The sequence below is a fragment of the Aeromonas veronii bv. veronii genome (assembly GCF_000820225.1).
In the GTDB taxonomy this organism is placed as follows: Bacteria; Pseudomonadota; Gammaproteobacteria; order Enterobacterales; family Aeromonadaceae; genus Aeromonas; species Aeromonas veronii.
Map to the genome: position 1 here is coordinate 63,487 of NZ_CDDK01000043.1, position 13,899 is coordinate 77,385.

Annotated in this window: 13 protein-coding genes; 8 read left to right on the forward strand and 5 right to left on the reverse strand. The window is 58.5% G+C overall.

All coding sequences use genetic code 11. The annotated features are described in order from the left end of the window. Window positions 1-2 precede the first annotated feature (2 nt). The 8 genes from nadC (at window position 3) to yacG (ending at window position 7,337) form a co-directional block, all read left to right on the forward strand. The gene (gene nadC / locus BN1139_RS18510) at window positions 3-878 is read left to right on the forward strand and encodes a carboxylating nicotinate-nucleotide diphosphorylase (protein ID WP_013723414.1); all 876 of its coding nucleotides are present in this window, start codon (window positions 3-5) and stop codon (window positions 876-878) included. Window positions 879-1,193: 315 nt separating this feature from the next. Beyond that, a complete protein-coding gene (locus BN1139_RS21170; RefSeq protein ID WP_041915402.1) occupies window positions 1,194-1,619 on the forward strand; it encodes a pilin in 426 nt (141 codons plus the stop codon). 3 nt (window positions 1,620-1,622) lie between these two features. Further along, on the forward strand, window positions 1,623-3,329 hold the full coding sequence (gene tapB, locus BN1139_RS18520) for a PilB family type IVa pilus assembly ATPase TapB (RefSeq protein WP_013723413.1): 1,707 nt from the start codon (window positions 1,623-1,625) through the stop codon (window positions 3,327-3,329). Window positions 3,330-3,569: 240 nt separating this feature from the next. Then, window positions 3,570-4,811: a type II secretion system F family protein gene (locus tag BN1139_RS18525; RefSeq protein ID WP_005336136.1), complete on the forward strand. Its 1,242-nt coding sequence runs from the start codon at window positions 3,570-3,572 to the stop codon at window positions 4,809-4,811. Window positions 4,812-4,872: 61 nt separating this feature from the next. Then, window positions 4,873-5,745: a prepilin peptidase gene (locus BN1139_RS18530; RefSeq protein WP_013723412.1), complete on the forward strand. Its 873-nt coding sequence runs from the start codon at window positions 4,873-4,875 to the stop codon at window positions 5,743-5,745. Between the two features lie 13 nt (window positions 5,746-5,758). Continuing rightward, window positions 5,759-6,373, forward strand: a complete 615-nt coding sequence (gene coaE, locus BN1139_RS18535; protein ID WP_005355102.1) for a dephospho-CoA kinase — start codon at window positions 5,759-5,761, stop codon at window positions 6,371-6,373. A 37-nt stretch (window positions 6,374-6,410) separates the two neighbouring features. Further along, window positions 6,411-7,133 (forward strand): cell division protein ZapD, encoded by a 723-nt coding sequence (gene zapD, locus BN1139_RS18540; RefSeq protein WP_005355104.1) that lies wholly within the window; start codon window positions 6,411-6,413, stop codon window positions 7,131-7,133. A 9-nt stretch (window positions 7,134-7,142) separates the two neighbouring features. Then, a complete protein-coding gene (gene yacG / locus BN1139_RS18545; protein WP_005336142.1) occupies window positions 7,143-7,337 on the forward strand; it encodes a DNA gyrase inhibitor YacG in 195 nt (64 codons plus the stop codon). 77 nt (window positions 7,338-7,414) lie between these two features. Here yacG and mutT read toward each other — a convergent pair whose 3' ends face one another. The 5 genes from mutT to ftsZ all read right to left on the reverse strand — a co-directional run bounded on the left by mutT (window position 7,415) and on the right by ftsZ (window position 13,894). Beyond that, entirely contained in the window at window positions 7,415-7,819 is a 405-nt protein-coding gene (gene mutT, locus BN1139_RS18550) for an 8-oxo-dGTP diphosphatase MutT (protein ID WP_005355106.1), read from the reverse strand. Between the two features lie 74 nt (window positions 7,820-7,893). Then, the gene (secA, locus tag BN1139_RS18555) at window positions 7,894-10,614 is read right to left on the reverse strand and encodes a preprotein translocase subunit SecA (RefSeq protein ID WP_005336144.1); all 2,721 of its coding nucleotides are present in this window, start codon (window positions 10,612-10,614) and stop codon (window positions 7,894-7,896) included. A gap of 59 nt (window positions 10,615-10,673) precedes the next feature. Next, a complete protein-coding gene (locus tag BN1139_RS18560) occupies window positions 10,674-11,579 on the reverse strand; it encodes a M23 family metallopeptidase (protein WP_005355107.1) in 906 nt (301 codons plus the stop codon). Window positions 11,580-11,719: 140 nt separating this feature from the next. Then, complete coding sequence (gene lpxC / locus BN1139_RS18565; protein ID WP_005336146.1) at window positions 11,720-12,643, reverse strand: UDP-3-O-acyl-N-acetylglucosamine deacetylase; 924 nt, start codon at window positions 12,641-12,643, stop codon at window positions 11,720-11,722. A 99-nt stretch (window positions 12,644-12,742) separates the two neighbouring features. Beyond that, the gene (ftsZ, locus tag BN1139_RS18570) at window positions 12,743-13,894 is read right to left on the reverse strand and encodes a cell division protein FtsZ (RefSeq protein ID WP_005336147.1); all 1,152 of its coding nucleotides are present in this window, start codon (window positions 13,892-13,894) and stop codon (window positions 12,743-12,745) included. Window positions 13,895-13,899 lie beyond the last annotated feature (5 nt).

The following is a 13,899-nucleotide window of genomic DNA, read 5'->3' on the forward strand; positions in this document are numbered from 1 at the left end:
GCATGTTTCAACAGGATGTCAGCCGCGCCGTGCGCGCCGCACTACTCGAAGATCTGGGCGATGCCCTCACCACGCTGGACCAACCGGACGCCAGCGCCGATATCACCGCCCAGCTGATCCCGGCCGATCGGATGGCCAGCGCCCGGGTCATCACCCGCGAGGCCGGAGTGTTCTGCGGCCAGCCTTGGGTGGATGAAGTCTTCCTGCAACTGAAGGCCCAGCTCGGTGGCGAAGTGAAGGTGGAATGGCTGGTGCAGGATGGCGAAGTGCTCTCCCCCAATCAGGAGCTGTTTCGCCTCCATGGCCCTGCCCGCCTGCTGCTGACCGGCGAGCGCAATGCGCTGAACTTTGTCCAGACCCTATCCGGCGTCGCTACCCTCACCGCCCGCTATGTGGCAGAGCTGGAGGGCACCGACTGCCGTCTGCTCGACACCCGCAAGACCATCCCCGGGCTGCGCACTGCACAGAAATACGCTGTCACCTGCGGCGGCGGCAAGAATCACCGCATCGGCCTCTACGACGCCTATCTCATCAAAGAGAACCATATCCTCGCCTGTGGCGGCATTGCCGAGGCGATTAATGAGGCTCGTCATCTCAATCCGGGCAAACCGGTGGAAGTAGAAGTGGAATCACTGGCAGAGCTGGAACAGGCGCTGGCGGCAAAGGCCGATATCGTGATGCTGGACAACTTCGACGTGACCATGATGCGGGAAGCGGTCGCCATCAATCAGGGCCGCGCCAAGCTCGAAGTCTCCGGCAATGTCACCCTCGATACTCTGGCCGAGTTTGCCGCCACCGGCGTCGATTTTATCTCGGTCGGGGCGCTGACCAAGCATGTGCGGGCGCTCGATCTCTCCATGCGCTTTATCCAGCAGTGAGATTCACCCCGCAGGCCTGAGCAAATACTCGAGCTAACCGGATAAACAACTTGCAAAAGGCGCCATGGGCGCCTTTTCTTTATGCAGGATCCCTCAGCAAAGGAGTGTAATGACGGACCCGCTTTCACCCGTAACAAAGAGTCATAAGAAGCCACTTATTTTATGACTCGCATCAAGTTTTTGGTAAATGACATGAAAGTGGTTAACAAAGGAAGCAATCTCTGTTGCCACCCCTGACAGCTCGGATAAGATACTGACGTTCGGATGGTTTTCTACCGACACTTCCCAGGAACCAAGGATAAAAGGATATTTCAAATGAAGAAACAATCGGGTTTTACCCTTATTGAACTGATGATCGTGGTCGCGATCGTCGCGATTCTGGCGGCGGTAGCACTGCCTGCTTATCAAAGCTACACACAGAGAGCAAAGTTTACTGAAGTAATCGCAGCCACAGGTCCAGCAAAAACTGCCGTTGAAGTTTGCGTTCAAGGGGCCAGTACACTAACACTTGCTGATTGTGTCACTGCAGGAACTAATGCAACATCTGGAGCTTTTACAACCTCAAATGTCTTATCTGGCGTTTCCGTTGCAAGTGGTACAAACACCATAACTATTACTGGTAGTGGTGGCTCTGATGTTGGCAACTCAACCTATGTTCTCATATCTAATGCTCTTACAGCAGCTGGTCAGCAAGTTAGGTGGACAGTCTCCGGTTCATGTAAGACTGATGGCAAATGCTAAGGCATGACCTCTAGCCCCAATAGCGGCCTGGCGTTAAGCCTGGCCGCCTCTTCACTGATCAGTGAAGAGGACTCCCAGCGCTATCTGAGCCAGGCCAAGGCCCAGCGCAAACCCTTTGTGACATTTCTGATAGAGAACGACATCCTCGACAGCAAGGCGCTCGCCGATTTTTGCGAGCTGGAGTATGGGGTACCTCTGCTGGATCTTGCCGCCTTTGATTTGGCCGAGATCCCGCAGAAATACCTCAATCAGAAGCTGATTGAGAAACACCACGTCCTGCCCATCTACACCCAGGGCCACACCCTCTATATTGCCATGTCGGATCCGACCAATGTCTCGGCATTGGAGGACTTTGGCTTCAGCTTCGGCCTTCATACCGAAGCGCTGCTGGTAGAGGAGAACAAGCTCACCGCCGCCATCGGCAAGCTGCTGGAGAGTGAAAACGACGCCCTCGGCATGGAGGATATCGACGAATCCGAAATTTCGGATCTCGAAGTCTCCGACGAAAACAGCCGGCTGGACGAAAGCGTCAATACCGCCGATGACGATGCCCCCATCGTCAAGTACATCAACAAGATCCTGATGGATGCCATCAAGCGCGGAGCCTCAGACCTGCACTTCGAGCCCTATGAGTTCAAGTATCGGGTTCGCTTTCGCATCGATGGCATTCTGCATGAAATTGCCACTCCGCCGGTCAACCTCTCCAACCGCTTCTCCGCTCGCCTCAAGGTGATGGCGCGACTCGATATTGCCGAGCGGCGGTTGCCGCAGGATGGCCGCATCAAGTTGAAGTTGTCGCGCAATAAGTCGATGGATATGCGGGTCAATACCCTGCCCACCATGTGGGGGGAGAAGATCGTTATCCGTCTGCTCGACTCCTCGGCGGCACGCCTCAATATCGAGCAACTCGGCTTTGATGACCGGCAGAAGGCGCAGTACCTGCGCGCCCTCTCCAAGCCACAGGGGATGATCCTGGTGACCGGCCCCACCGGCTCGGGCAAAACGGTCTCGCTCTATACCGGCCTCAATATTCTCAACACCACCGAGGTAAATATCTCTACCGCCGAAGATCCGGTGGAGATCAACCTGCCCGGCGTCAACCAGGTGCAGGTCAACCCCAAGGCGGGGCTCACCTTCGCCAGCGCCCTGCGCTCCTTCTTGCGGCAAGACCCGGATGTGGTGATGGTGGGGGAAATTCGCGATCTCGAAACCGCCGAGATCGCCATCAAGGCGGCCCAGACCGGCCACCTGGTGCTCTCCACCCTGCATACCAACTCCGCCGCTGAGACCCTGACCCGGATGATGAACATGGGGGTTCCGGCCTTCAACATCGCCTCCTCGGTGACCCTGATCATGGCCCAGCGGTTGGCCCGTAAACTGTGCGACCACTGCAAGGCGCCGGAAGTGGTACCGGAAGCCGAACTGCTGGAGCTGGGCTTTACGCCGCAGCAGCTGGCAGCCGGGCTGCGACTGTTCAAACCGGTCGGTTGCAAGGAGTGTTCCGGCGGCTACAAGGGACGGGTCGGCATCTACGAAATCATGTTGATGTCGGAGAATATCGCCAAATTGATCATGCAGGGCGCCAACTCCCTGCAAATCGCCGCTATCGCGCAGAAAGAGGGGATGCGTACCCTGCGTACCTCGGGGCTGGAGAAGGCCCGGCTCGGGGTCACCAGTCTGGCCGAGGTCAATCGGGTCACCACCAACTGATCCATGTGGCGGAACGACCCGCCGGTTTGGTTGGCACAAAGCATCATTCACCCACAAACTCGCTATGGATGACAACCCGAGCGACAGAATAATCAGGTATTAAAGTGACCGGGCTGGCGCCAAGAAGGCACCACCCACCCTATCAGTACCCCGCAGGCATCAAGCCAGTCGGGCACCTTGACCAGGTTGGTGACGCGCAGAGCCAGGCTCTGACAACCAACCCCATTGCAGGATGCAAAGATGGCAACCCTAACGAAAAAGAACAATGCCCCCAAGAAAGTCTTCGCCTTCCGCTGGCACGGGGTTAATCGCAAGGGGCAGAAGGTCTCCGGCGAGCTGCAGGCCGACAGCATCAACACCGTCAAGACAGAACTGCGCAAGCAGGGAGTCAACGTCACCAAGGTAGCCAAGAAATCCCAGGGGCTCTTCTCCAAGGGCGGCGCCAAGATCAAGCCGATGGATATCGCCATCGTCTCACGCCAGATCACCACCATGCTCTCCGCCGGTGTACCGCTGGTGCAGAGCCTGCAGATCATCGCCCGCAGTCACGAGAAAGCCTCGATGCGCGAGCTGATGGGGCAGATTGCCGCCGATGTGGAGACTGGCACCCCCATGTCGGAAGCGCTGCGTCGCCATCCCCTCTACTTTGACGATCTCTACTGCGATCTGGTGGAAGCCGGTGAGCAATCCGGGGCGCTGGAAACCATCTACGACCGTATCGCCACTTACCGGGAAAAGTCGGAAGCGCTCAAGTCGAAGATCAAGAAGGCGATGTTCTACCCCACCATGGTCATTCTGGTCGCTATCGTGGTGACCTCCATCCTGCTGCTGTTCGTCATTCCGCAGTTCGAGGATATCTTCAAGAGCTTCGGCGCCGAGCTACCGGTGTTCACCCAGTTTGTTATCGGCATCTCCCGCTTTATGCAGAACTGGTGGTATGTCTTCTTTGGTGGCACGGCCCTTGGCATCTTCCTTTACGTGCGAGCCTGGCGGGCCTCCCAGAAGGTGAAAGACAATACCGACAAGTTCGTCCTCACCATTCCGGTGGTCGGGATGATCCTGCACAAGGCGGCGATGGCTCGCTTTGCTCGCACCCTGTCGACCACCTTCTCCGCCGGTATTCCGCTGGTGGATGCGCTGATTTCGGCGGCTGGGGCCTCGGGTAACTATGTCTATCGCACCGCGGTCATGGCCATTCGCAACGAGGTGGTGGCCGGTATGCAGATCAACGTGGCAATGCGCACCGTCGATCTCTTCCCCGACATGGTGATCCAGATGGTGATGATCGGTGAGGAGTCCGGCGCCATCGATGATATGCTCTCCAAGGTCGCCACCATCTTCGAACAGGAGGTGGATGACTTGGTCGATGGCCTCACCAGCCTGCTGGAACCCCTCATCATGGTGGTGCTAGGGGTACTGGTCGGCGGCATGGTTATTGCCATGTACCTGCCCATCTTCAAGCTTGGCGACGTGGTAGGCTGATTCATCAGGGCATGGCACCACAACCATGCCCTCCCCCCATTTCAATAACTGACGGTTGGTTATGACACTTCTTCTCGAGCTGGCTCACAGCTTGCCCTGGCTCTACTTCTCGCTGGTTTTTCTCTTCTCCCTGATGATCGGCAGCTTCCTTAACGTGGTCATCCACCGCTTGCCCATCATGCTGGAGCGGGAGTGGCAGGCCGAGTATCGCGGCTACTTTTCCCCCGATGAGGAGGCCACTGCGCCAGAGCGCTACAACCTGATGGTGCCGCGCTCCGCATGCCCTCACTGTGGCCACGCCATCACTGCGCTTGAGAACATCCCGCTGTTGAGCTGGCTCTGGCTCAAAGGGCGTTGCCGCGACTGTCAGGCCCCCATCTCGGCCCGCTATCCGCTGGTAGAGCTGCTGACCGCCCTGCTCTCGGTGGCCGTTGCCATGGTGATCTCACCGGGTTGGGGTGCCCTTGCCGCCCTGCTGCTGACCTGGGTATTGGTGGCCCTCACCTTTATCGATCTCGACAAGATGTTGCTGCCCGACCAGCTCACCCTGCCACTGCTGTGGGGCGGGCTGCTGTTCAACCTGGCAAGTGGCTTCGTACCGCTGGCAGATGCCGTGATCGGCGCCATGGCGGGCTATCTGGTGCTCTGGAGCCTCTACTGGGCTTTCAAGCTGCTCACTAGTAAGGAGGGGATGGGCTATGGCGACTTCAAGCTGCTGGCGGCGCTGGGCGCCTGGCTCGGTTGGCAGGCGCTGCCCATAATTCTGCTCCTCTCATCTCTGGTCGGCGCCGTGATCGGCATCAGCCTGATCGCCTTGCAAAAACATCATCAGGGCAAGCCCATCCCCTTCGGCCCCTACCTCGCCATCGCCGGCTGGATTGCGCTGCTATGGGGCGATACCATCACCCGCTGGTATCTCTCTACCCTGCTTTGAGCAAGAGGCCCCCATGTATGTAGTTGCTATCACAGGTGGTATCGGCAGCGGCAAGACCACTATCGCCAATCAGTTTGCCGCGCTGGGTATCGAGGTGGTGGATGCCGATGTGATCGCCCGCGAAGTGGTCGAGCCGGGCACCCCGGCCCTTGCCGCCATCGCCGACCATTTTGGCCCTGATGTGATTGAACCTAGCGGTCAACTCGACCGTCGTGCCCTGCGCGAGCGGGTCTTCAGCGACCCGCAGGCCAAGGGGTGGCTCAATGCCCTGCTCCATCCGCTCATTCGCAGCGAAATGCTGCGCCAGTGCGCCGCGGCCAGTTCTCCTTACTGCCTGCTGGTGGTGCCGCTGCTGGTGGAGAACAAACTCACCGGCCTCGCCAACCGGGTGCTGGTGATCGATGTGGATGAAGCCACCCAGATTGAGCGCACCTGTCGCCGTGATGGGGTATCGGCCGAGCAGGCCCGCGCCATCATCGCCGCACAAGCGAGTCGGGTGGAACGCCTCGCTGCGGCGGATGATGTCATCGAAAACCACAATGGCAGCGAAATGGCGATTAAAACGCGGATTTTGGCGCTGCACGAGACATATCTGGCAATTGCCTCTCAACAAGGCCGCCAAGTGTGAGTACACTAGGCCGGTTTATGGCTGGCCAGGATTAGGCATGATTTACGATTTCCCCCTCAATGAAAAAAGCCGGACCTATCTTCGTCTGGAGTCCCTGTTTTCCCAGATCCGCGACAATCTGGAAAGTGAACAATCCTGGGCACATATCGCCTTCTTCAAGGGGCTGTTCGATCTGCAGGAGTTGCTGGAGCGTGGTGACCTGCGCGCCGACCTCATCAAGGATCTGGAGCGCCTCGGCCAGCGTCTGAGCCACTGGGCCAGCCTGCCCGATGTCGATCTGGAGCAGATCAAACTGATGCAGCAAGAGAGCAGCCAGCTCTCTCGCAACCTGCTCAACTCGCCACGCCCAGGTGCCCGCCTGAAAGAGGATCGTCTGCTCGGCTCCATCCGCCAGCGCTTCTCCATCCCGGGTGGTCTGTGTGCCTTCGATGTGCCACAGCTGCACCACTGGCTCGGCACACCGGCCATTGCCCGTCACCAGCAGATGCAAGGCTGGCTGAGCGATATCAATCTGCTGATGAATGCCATCACTCTGCTGCTGCGCCTGTGGCGCGAATCAGGCAGCTTCAGTGAGCAGGTTGCCAGCAACGGTTTCTTCCAGGACACCGCCGAGAGCGCCGAGCTGATCCGCATCAAGCTGCCGGGCAATCTGTTCTGCTACCCAACCCTGAGCGGCCACAAGAACCGCTTCGCCCTGCGCTTTCTGCCCACCGCAGAACAGCCGATTGGCGACGTGCCGTTCCAGCTCGCCTGCTGCTAAGGAGGGCTTATGGTCACCAAGGTAAAGTGTCCGACCTGCCAGAGCGAAGTGGAATGGGGCCCGCAGAGCCCGTTTCGCCCCTTCTGCAGCAAGCGCTGCCAACTGATCGATCTTGGCGAGTGGGCCGATGAAGAGAAGCGGATCCCGGGGGAGATCAACCCGGATCTGCTGCCGGAGCCGGAAGAGGGCGATCAGTGGCTATAAGCCCCTGGTCACTCACCTCTGCAATATCAAAAAAGGGCCGATTGGCCCTTTTTTGATGCTTGTTGATTGCTACCGGCTCAAGCCTGCAGACCCTGTAGCCGCGCTACAATCGGGCCATTGGCATCGGGGAAGTGGTAGTTGTTCAGCTCGGCCACCGGCACCCACAGGCACTCCTGCCCCTCCTTGCCGAACGGCTCGCCGCTGAAACGGGTCACCTTCCAGATATCCAGCAATACCTGCTTCTCGGGGTAGTCGTGATGCAGCTCCATGAAGGGGGCACAATCCAATACCCGGATGCCGATCTCTTCCCACAGCTCCCGATCCAGCGCGGTAAGCAGATCCTCGCCCGACTCTACCTTGCCACCGGGAAACTCCCAGCGATCCCCCTGATGGCGATCGGAGGAGCGTCTGGCGATGAAGATATCGCCCCGTTCATTCTCGATGACGCCAACCGCCACCCAGATCCGTTTTTTCTGTTCCATCAATTACCTCTGTTCGCTTGTTGCCACCAATAACAAGGCGGGCACTTGGCCCGCCTGTTATGGCATAGCGTCGATCAGGTCAACTGACCGTGGCAGTGCTTGTACTTCTTGCCGGAACCGCACGGGCAGGGATCGTTGCGACCGACCTTCTGCTCATCGCGTACGAAGGTGGTGTGGCCCTCTTCGCCTGCGGCCTGTTCATCGGCCAGCTGGCTCTCGGCAGCGGCGTGGGTATAGGTACGGGGAGCGGCTTCCGCCTGCTGGCGCTGCTGCTCTTCCATCGCTTCCACATCGCGCTCCTGCACCTGAACACGGCTCAGGATGCTGACCACGTCGCGCTTGAGGGTTTCCAGCATCTGGGTGAACAGATCGAAGGATTCGCGCTTGTACTCCTGCTTGGGGTTCTTCTGGGCGTAGCCGCGCAGATGGATACCCTGACGCAGGTGATCCATGGCGGCCAGATGCTCTTTCCACAGACCATCCAGAGTTTGTAGCATCACCGCTTTCTCGAAGTTGCGCAGCACCTCTTTGCCGACCAGCTCTTCCTTGTGGGCATAGAGCTTGGTGGCTTCGTCCAGAATGCGCTCGCGCAGCTTCTCTTCATACAGCTTGTCATCTTCCGCCAGCCACTGCTGCAGCGGCAGATCCAGCGCGAAGTCCGCCTTCAGGCGCGCTTCCAGGCCCGGCACGTCCCACATCTCTTCCAGAGACTGGGGCGGGATGTACTCGTCGATCACCGCGCCGTAGACGTCGTCACGGATAACGTGGATGGTCTCGGAAATGTCGTTGGTATCCAGCAGCTCGTTGCGCTGCTCGTAGACCACCTTGCGCTGGTCGTTGGCAACGTCATCAAACTCCAGCAAACTCTTGCGGATGTCGAAGTTGCGACCTTCCACCTTGCGTTGGGCGTTTTCGATCGCCTTGGTGACCCACGGATGCTCGATGGCTTCGCCCTCTTCCATGCCCAGCTTCTTCATCATGCCGGTCACGCGATCGGAGGCGAAGATCCGCATCAGGGTATCTTCCATGGAGAGGTAGAAACGGGAGGAGCCCGGGTCACCCTGACGACCGGAACGGCCGCGCAGCTGGTTATCGATACGACGGGATTCGTGACGCTCGGTGCCGATAATGTGCAGACCACCGGCGGCCAGCACCGCATCGTGACGCACCTGCCAGGCGGCTTTCAGCTCAGCAATCTGCTCGCTGGTCGGGTTCTCCAGCTTGGCAATCTCTGCCTGCCAGTTGCCGCCCAACACGATGTCGGTACCACGACCGGCCATGTTGGTGGCGATGGTCACCGCGCCAGTCTGACCGGCCTGGGCGACGATCTCCGCTTCCATGGCGTGGAACTTGGCGTTCAGCACCTTGTGCGGGATCTTCTCCTTGGTCAGGATGCCGGAGAGCAGCTCGGAGTTCTCGATAGAGACAGTACCAACCAGTACAGGCTGGCCCTTGGCCACACACTGACGGATATCTTCGATGATGGCGGCATACTTCTCATTGGCGGTCAGGTAGACCAGATCGCCCATGTCCTTGCGCACCATCGGCTTGTTGGTCGGGATAACCACGGTATCCAGGCCATAAATCTGCTGGAATTCAAAGGCTTCGGTATCCGCAGTACCTGTCATCCCCGCCAGCTTGTTGTAGAGACGGAAGTAGTTCTGGAAGGTGATGGATGCCAGCGTCTGGTTCTCGTTCTGGATCTTCACCCCTTCCTTCGCTTCAACGGCCTGATGCAGACCATCGGACCAGCGACGACCCGGCATGGTACGGCCGGTGTGCTCGTCGACGATGACGATCTCGTCTTTCTGGACGATGTAGTCCACGTTGCGCTCGAACAGGGTGTGAGCACGCAGACCTGCATTGACGTGGTGCAGCAGGCTGATGTTGGAGGCGGAGAACAGGGAGTCGTTCTCGTCCAGCAGCCCCTCTTTCTTGAGCAGCTCTTCCACGAAGATCTGACCGTTTTCGGTCAGCAGGGCCTGACGGTTCTTCTCGTCCACCGTGTAGTGACCGTCGCCGGTGTACTCTTCGGTGTCTTCCTTGTCCTGCTTGACCAGCAGCGGGATCAGCTTGTTGACGCGAATATAGAGCTCGGAGCTGTCTTCGGCCGGACCGGAGATGATGAGCGGAGTCCGGGCTTCATCGATAAGCACCGAGTCCACCTCATCCACCAGCGCGTAGTTGAGCGGGCGCTGTACGCGCTGCTCCGGCGAGAACGCCATGTTGTCGCGCAGGTAGTCGAAACCGAATTCGTTGTTGGTACCGTAGGTGATGTCGGCGGCGTAGGCGTCACGCTTCTGGGACGCATCCATACCGGGCACGTTGCAGTCGACGGTCATGCCGAGGAAGGCGAACAGCGGGCGGTTCGCCTCCGCATCACGCTTGGCCAGATAGTCGTTCACAGTTACCACGTGCACACCACGGCCGCTCAGGGCGTTCAGGTAAGCTGGCAGAGTGGCGGTCAGGGTCTTACCTTCACCAGTCTTCATTTCCGCGATGCGGTTGGAGTTCAGCACCATGCCGCCGATCAGTTGCACATCGAAGTGGCGCATGCCAAACACCCGCTTGGAGGCTTCACGCACGGTCGCGAACGCTTCCGGCAGCAACTGCTCCAGGGTCTCACCCTGCTCGATACGCTGACGATATTCAGCCGTTTTGGCCTGCAACTCGGCATCGGACAGAGCCTCGAACTGCGGCTCCATGGCATTGATCTGTTTTACAATTTTGCGCAAAGCCTTGAGCGTTCTGTCGTTCCGGCTGCCGATAATCTTGGTAAGCAGTGTGCTAATCATGGGTACCAACTATTTCTGGTTATAAAAGCGTTCCGTCACTGGAACCTGAAGAAAAAAACCTAACCCCGTCTGGCACTGAGAAAGCGTGCGGGGTTGACCTGACGACCATCTTTCAACACTTCGTAATGCAGATGGACCCCAGTCGCGCGACCGGTGCGTCCCATCAAGGCAATCTTCTGACCCTGATCAACCAGAGTGCCCACCTCGACCAGCAACTTGGAGTTGTGGGCATAGCGGGTGACCAGGCCATTGCCGTGATTAATCTCCACCATATTGCCAAATTCCGGATGACGGCCCGCCCAGCTGACAATGCCGGGCCCGGTGGCCAGAATCGGGGTTCCGGGTTTGCCACGGAAATCGACCCCTTTGTGCATCTTGGCACGCCCGTTGAACGGATCGACCCGTCCACCAAACCCGGACGAGACCCAAACTCGCTCCTGTTTGACTGGCGTGCCGGAAATGAAACCGGCATCGGTGATATGGTGATTCATGATGAAAGATTCAAGTACCGACAGCTGCTCTTCGCGGCTGCTGAGCTGCTGGCTGAGGTGTTTCATCGAGGCTTGCAGCTCGTTGAGGCTCACTTCCAGCTCTTCATCATAAGAAGGGCCGCCCATGGGGGGCAGCTCTTTGAAATTGAACTCGTCGGGATCGAGATCGGCCTGCTCGGTCAATCGTTCGCCGAGGGCATTGAGACGGCCAAGCTGGCCCTGCATGGTGCCCACCTGAGCAGCCAGCATCGCCAACTGTTCACGGGCTTCGTCACCACTCTGGTCAACGGACTGTTGCTCGGCAACGGCAAGCGCCACTTCCAGCGCCTCCATTTTCTGGTGCCAGCTCTGCCAGAGCCAACCACCACCAAGGGCCAACAGGGAGAAGAGAATACCGCCGACCCAGGCCAGACGTTGTTTGGGCAGGTGCAACTTGCGTCGCTGCTTGCCGTGGAGGATCAGGGTAATGCTCATAGAAATCAGTCTGCTCGGTCAGGTGCGGCCAGGAGCCTGCACGGGAAATAAAACCGGGAGATAATCGGTATTAAAGGATGGAGTAAACAAATGACGGAACGTCGGTGCGGAGAGAGGACCGACGTTCCGTTGCACAGCTATCAGGCCAGAACCAGACCGTTATCGTAGTAAGCGATAGGCGCTTTGTCGCCCTCACCCTCGAAGGTCACCAGTTCCCAAGCCTCCTGCTCGGCCAGCAAGGCACGCAGCAGCTTGTTGTTCAGGGCATGTCCGGTCTTGTAGGCACGGAACTCACCGATGATGCTGCGGTTACACATATAGAGGTCACCGATCGCGTCCAGCATCTTGTGCTTGACGAACTCGTCCTCATAACGCAAACCGTCTTCGTTCAGCACCCGATAGTCGTCCAGTACCACGGCGTTTTCCAAGCTTCCGCCCAGCGCCAGGTTCTGGGAACGCAGGTACTCGATATCACGCATGAACCCGAAGGTACGGGCACGGCTGATCTCTTTCACGAAGGAGGCACCGGAGAAGTCCAGTACGCAACGCTGATTGCGCCCTTCAAAAACCGGATGCTGGAAATCGATCTCGAGATCCATCTTGAAGCCGTTGCGATAGGGGTGGAATTCCGCCCACTTGTCGCCGTCTTCAACCCGGATGCTCTTCTTGATCCGCACAAACTGCTTGGCAGCATTCTGCTCACGGATCCCGACTTCCTGCAGCAGGTAGATAAAGGGATGCGCACTGCCGTCCATCACCGGGATCTCGGGCGCGTCAACCTCGACATAGAGGTTGTCGATCCCCATCCCGGCCAGCGCGGCGGAGAGGTGCTCAATGGTAGAGACACGGACACCGGCTTCGTTGACCAGAGCGGTACAGAGCACGGTATCGCGCACCTGATCGGCATTGGCTGGCAGCTCCACCACAGGATTCAGGTCGGTACGCAAGTAAACGATTCCTGTGTTCACAGGCGCCGGACGGAACGTCATGGTGACTTTCCGGCCCGAATGCAGGCCGACACCAGTCGCCTGTACACTCGTTTTCAAGGTTCTTTGTCTAATCATGGGTGTACCCTAAACAGCTTAAAATCCGGACCAGATGGTCGTTGGCAGGCCATCTTAGCATATTCCTTGAACAACAAACAAACGAGAGCCATAAGAGACTCAGTCAGCTTGCTTGCGCAGGAACGCCGGAATATCCAGGTAATCCGGTTCACGACGAGCTTGCGGCTCGGCGTTGACCACCTTGGCCGGGGCTTCGTCCATCACGCGGCCTTGCATCATGTCGCTAACCAGCGGCTGACGCACCGGGCGCTCTTGCACCTGGCTGCTCTTGACCAAAGTGATGTCCGGCTTGCGCTCGGCACCGATACCGGTAGCAACCACGGTCACACGCAGTTCGTCGTGCATTTCCGGATCGATTACGGTACCCACTACTACAGTGGCGTTCTCGGAAGCGAAGGCCTTGACCGCGTTACCCACGGTTTCGAACTCTTCGATGGTCATGTCCATACCGGCAGTGATGTTGACCAGGATGCCACGGGCACCAGCCAGATCCACATCTTCCAGCAGCGGGCTGGAGATGGCTTTCTCGGCCGCTTCTTCGGCACGGTCATCGCCGGAGGCGGAACCGGTACCCATCATGGCGGTACCCATTTCACGCATCACAGTACGCACGTCCGCGAAGTCGACGTTGATCAAGCCCGGACGGGTGATCAGCTCGGCAATGCCCTGTACCGCGCCAAGCAGTACATCGTTGGCCGCCTTGAAGGCATCCAGCAGGGAGATACCGCGACCCAGCACCTTCAGCAACTTGTCGTTGGGGATGGTGATCAGGGAGTCGACGTTCTTGGAGAGCTCCTCAATACCGTGGGCGGCAAAGCCCATCCGCTTCTTCCCTTCGAAGGAGAACGGCTTGGTCACCACAGCAACGGTCAGGATGCCCATCTCGCGCGCCACTTCGGCCACGATCGGCGCAGCACCGGTACCGGTACCACCACCCATACCGGCGGCGATGAACACCATGTCGGAACCGGTCAGCAGCTCACGCAGCGCTTCGCGATCTTCCATGGCCGCATCACGACCCACTTCCGGATTGGCTCCGGCACCCAGACCCTTGGTGATGCCACCGCCGATCTGCAGGGTAGTGTTGGCGCTGGAGTTACGCAGTGCCTGGGCATCGGTGTTGACGGTAATAAACTCAACACCCTCAATATTTTGACGAACCATGTGTTCGACAGCGTTACCGCCGCCGCCACCTACACCGATCACTTTAATGACGGCTTCGTCAGTGTGGCTATCCATAAATTCAAACATGTTGT

Coding starts and splice junctions, on each gene's coding strand:
- nadC (WP_013723414.1), top strand. CDS start 3: ATGTTTCAACAGGATGTCAGCCGCGCCGTGCGCGCCGCACTACTCGAA.
- BN1139_RS21170 (WP_041915402.1), top strand. CDS start 1,194: ATGAAGAAACAATCGGGTTTTACCCTTATTGAACTGATGATCGTGGTC.
- zapD (WP_005355104.1), top strand. CDS start 6,411: ATGATTTACGATTTCCCCCTCAATGAAAAAAGCCGGACCTATCTTCGT.
- BN1139_RS18560 (WP_005355107.1), bottom strand. CDS start 11,579: ATGAGCATTACCCTGATCCTCCACGGCAAGCAGCGACGCAAGTTGCAC.
- secA (WP_005336144.1), bottom strand. CDS start 10,614: ATGATTAGCACACTGCTTACCAAGATTATCGGCAGCCGGAACGACAGA.
- BN1139_RS18530 (WP_013723412.1), top strand. CDS start 4,873: ATGACACTTCTTCTCGAGCTGGCTCACAGCTTGCCCTGGCTCTACTTC.
- tapB (WP_013723413.1), top strand. CDS start 1,623: ATGACCTCTAGCCCCAATAGCGGCCTGGCGTTAAGCCTGGCCGCCTCT.
- mutT (WP_005355106.1), bottom strand. CDS start 7,819: ATGGAACAGAAAAAACGGATCTGGGTGGCGGTTGGCGTCATCGAGAAT.
- ftsZ (WP_005336147.1), bottom strand. CDS start 13,894: ATGTTTGAATTTATGGATAGCCACACTGACGAAGCCGTCATTAAAGTG.
- lpxC (WP_005336146.1), bottom strand. CDS start 12,643: ATGATTAGACAAAGAACCTTGAAAACGAGTGTACAGGCGACTGGTGTC.
- BN1139_RS18525 (WP_005336136.1), top strand. CDS start 3,570: ATGGCAACCCTAACGAAAAAGAACAATGCCCCCAAGAAAGTCTTCGCC.
- coaE (WP_005355102.1), top strand. CDS start 5,759: ATGTATGTAGTTGCTATCACAGGTGGTATCGGCAGCGGCAAGACCACT.
- yacG (WP_005336142.1), top strand. CDS start 7,143: ATGGTCACCAAGGTAAAGTGTCCGACCTGCCAGAGCGAAGTGGAATGG.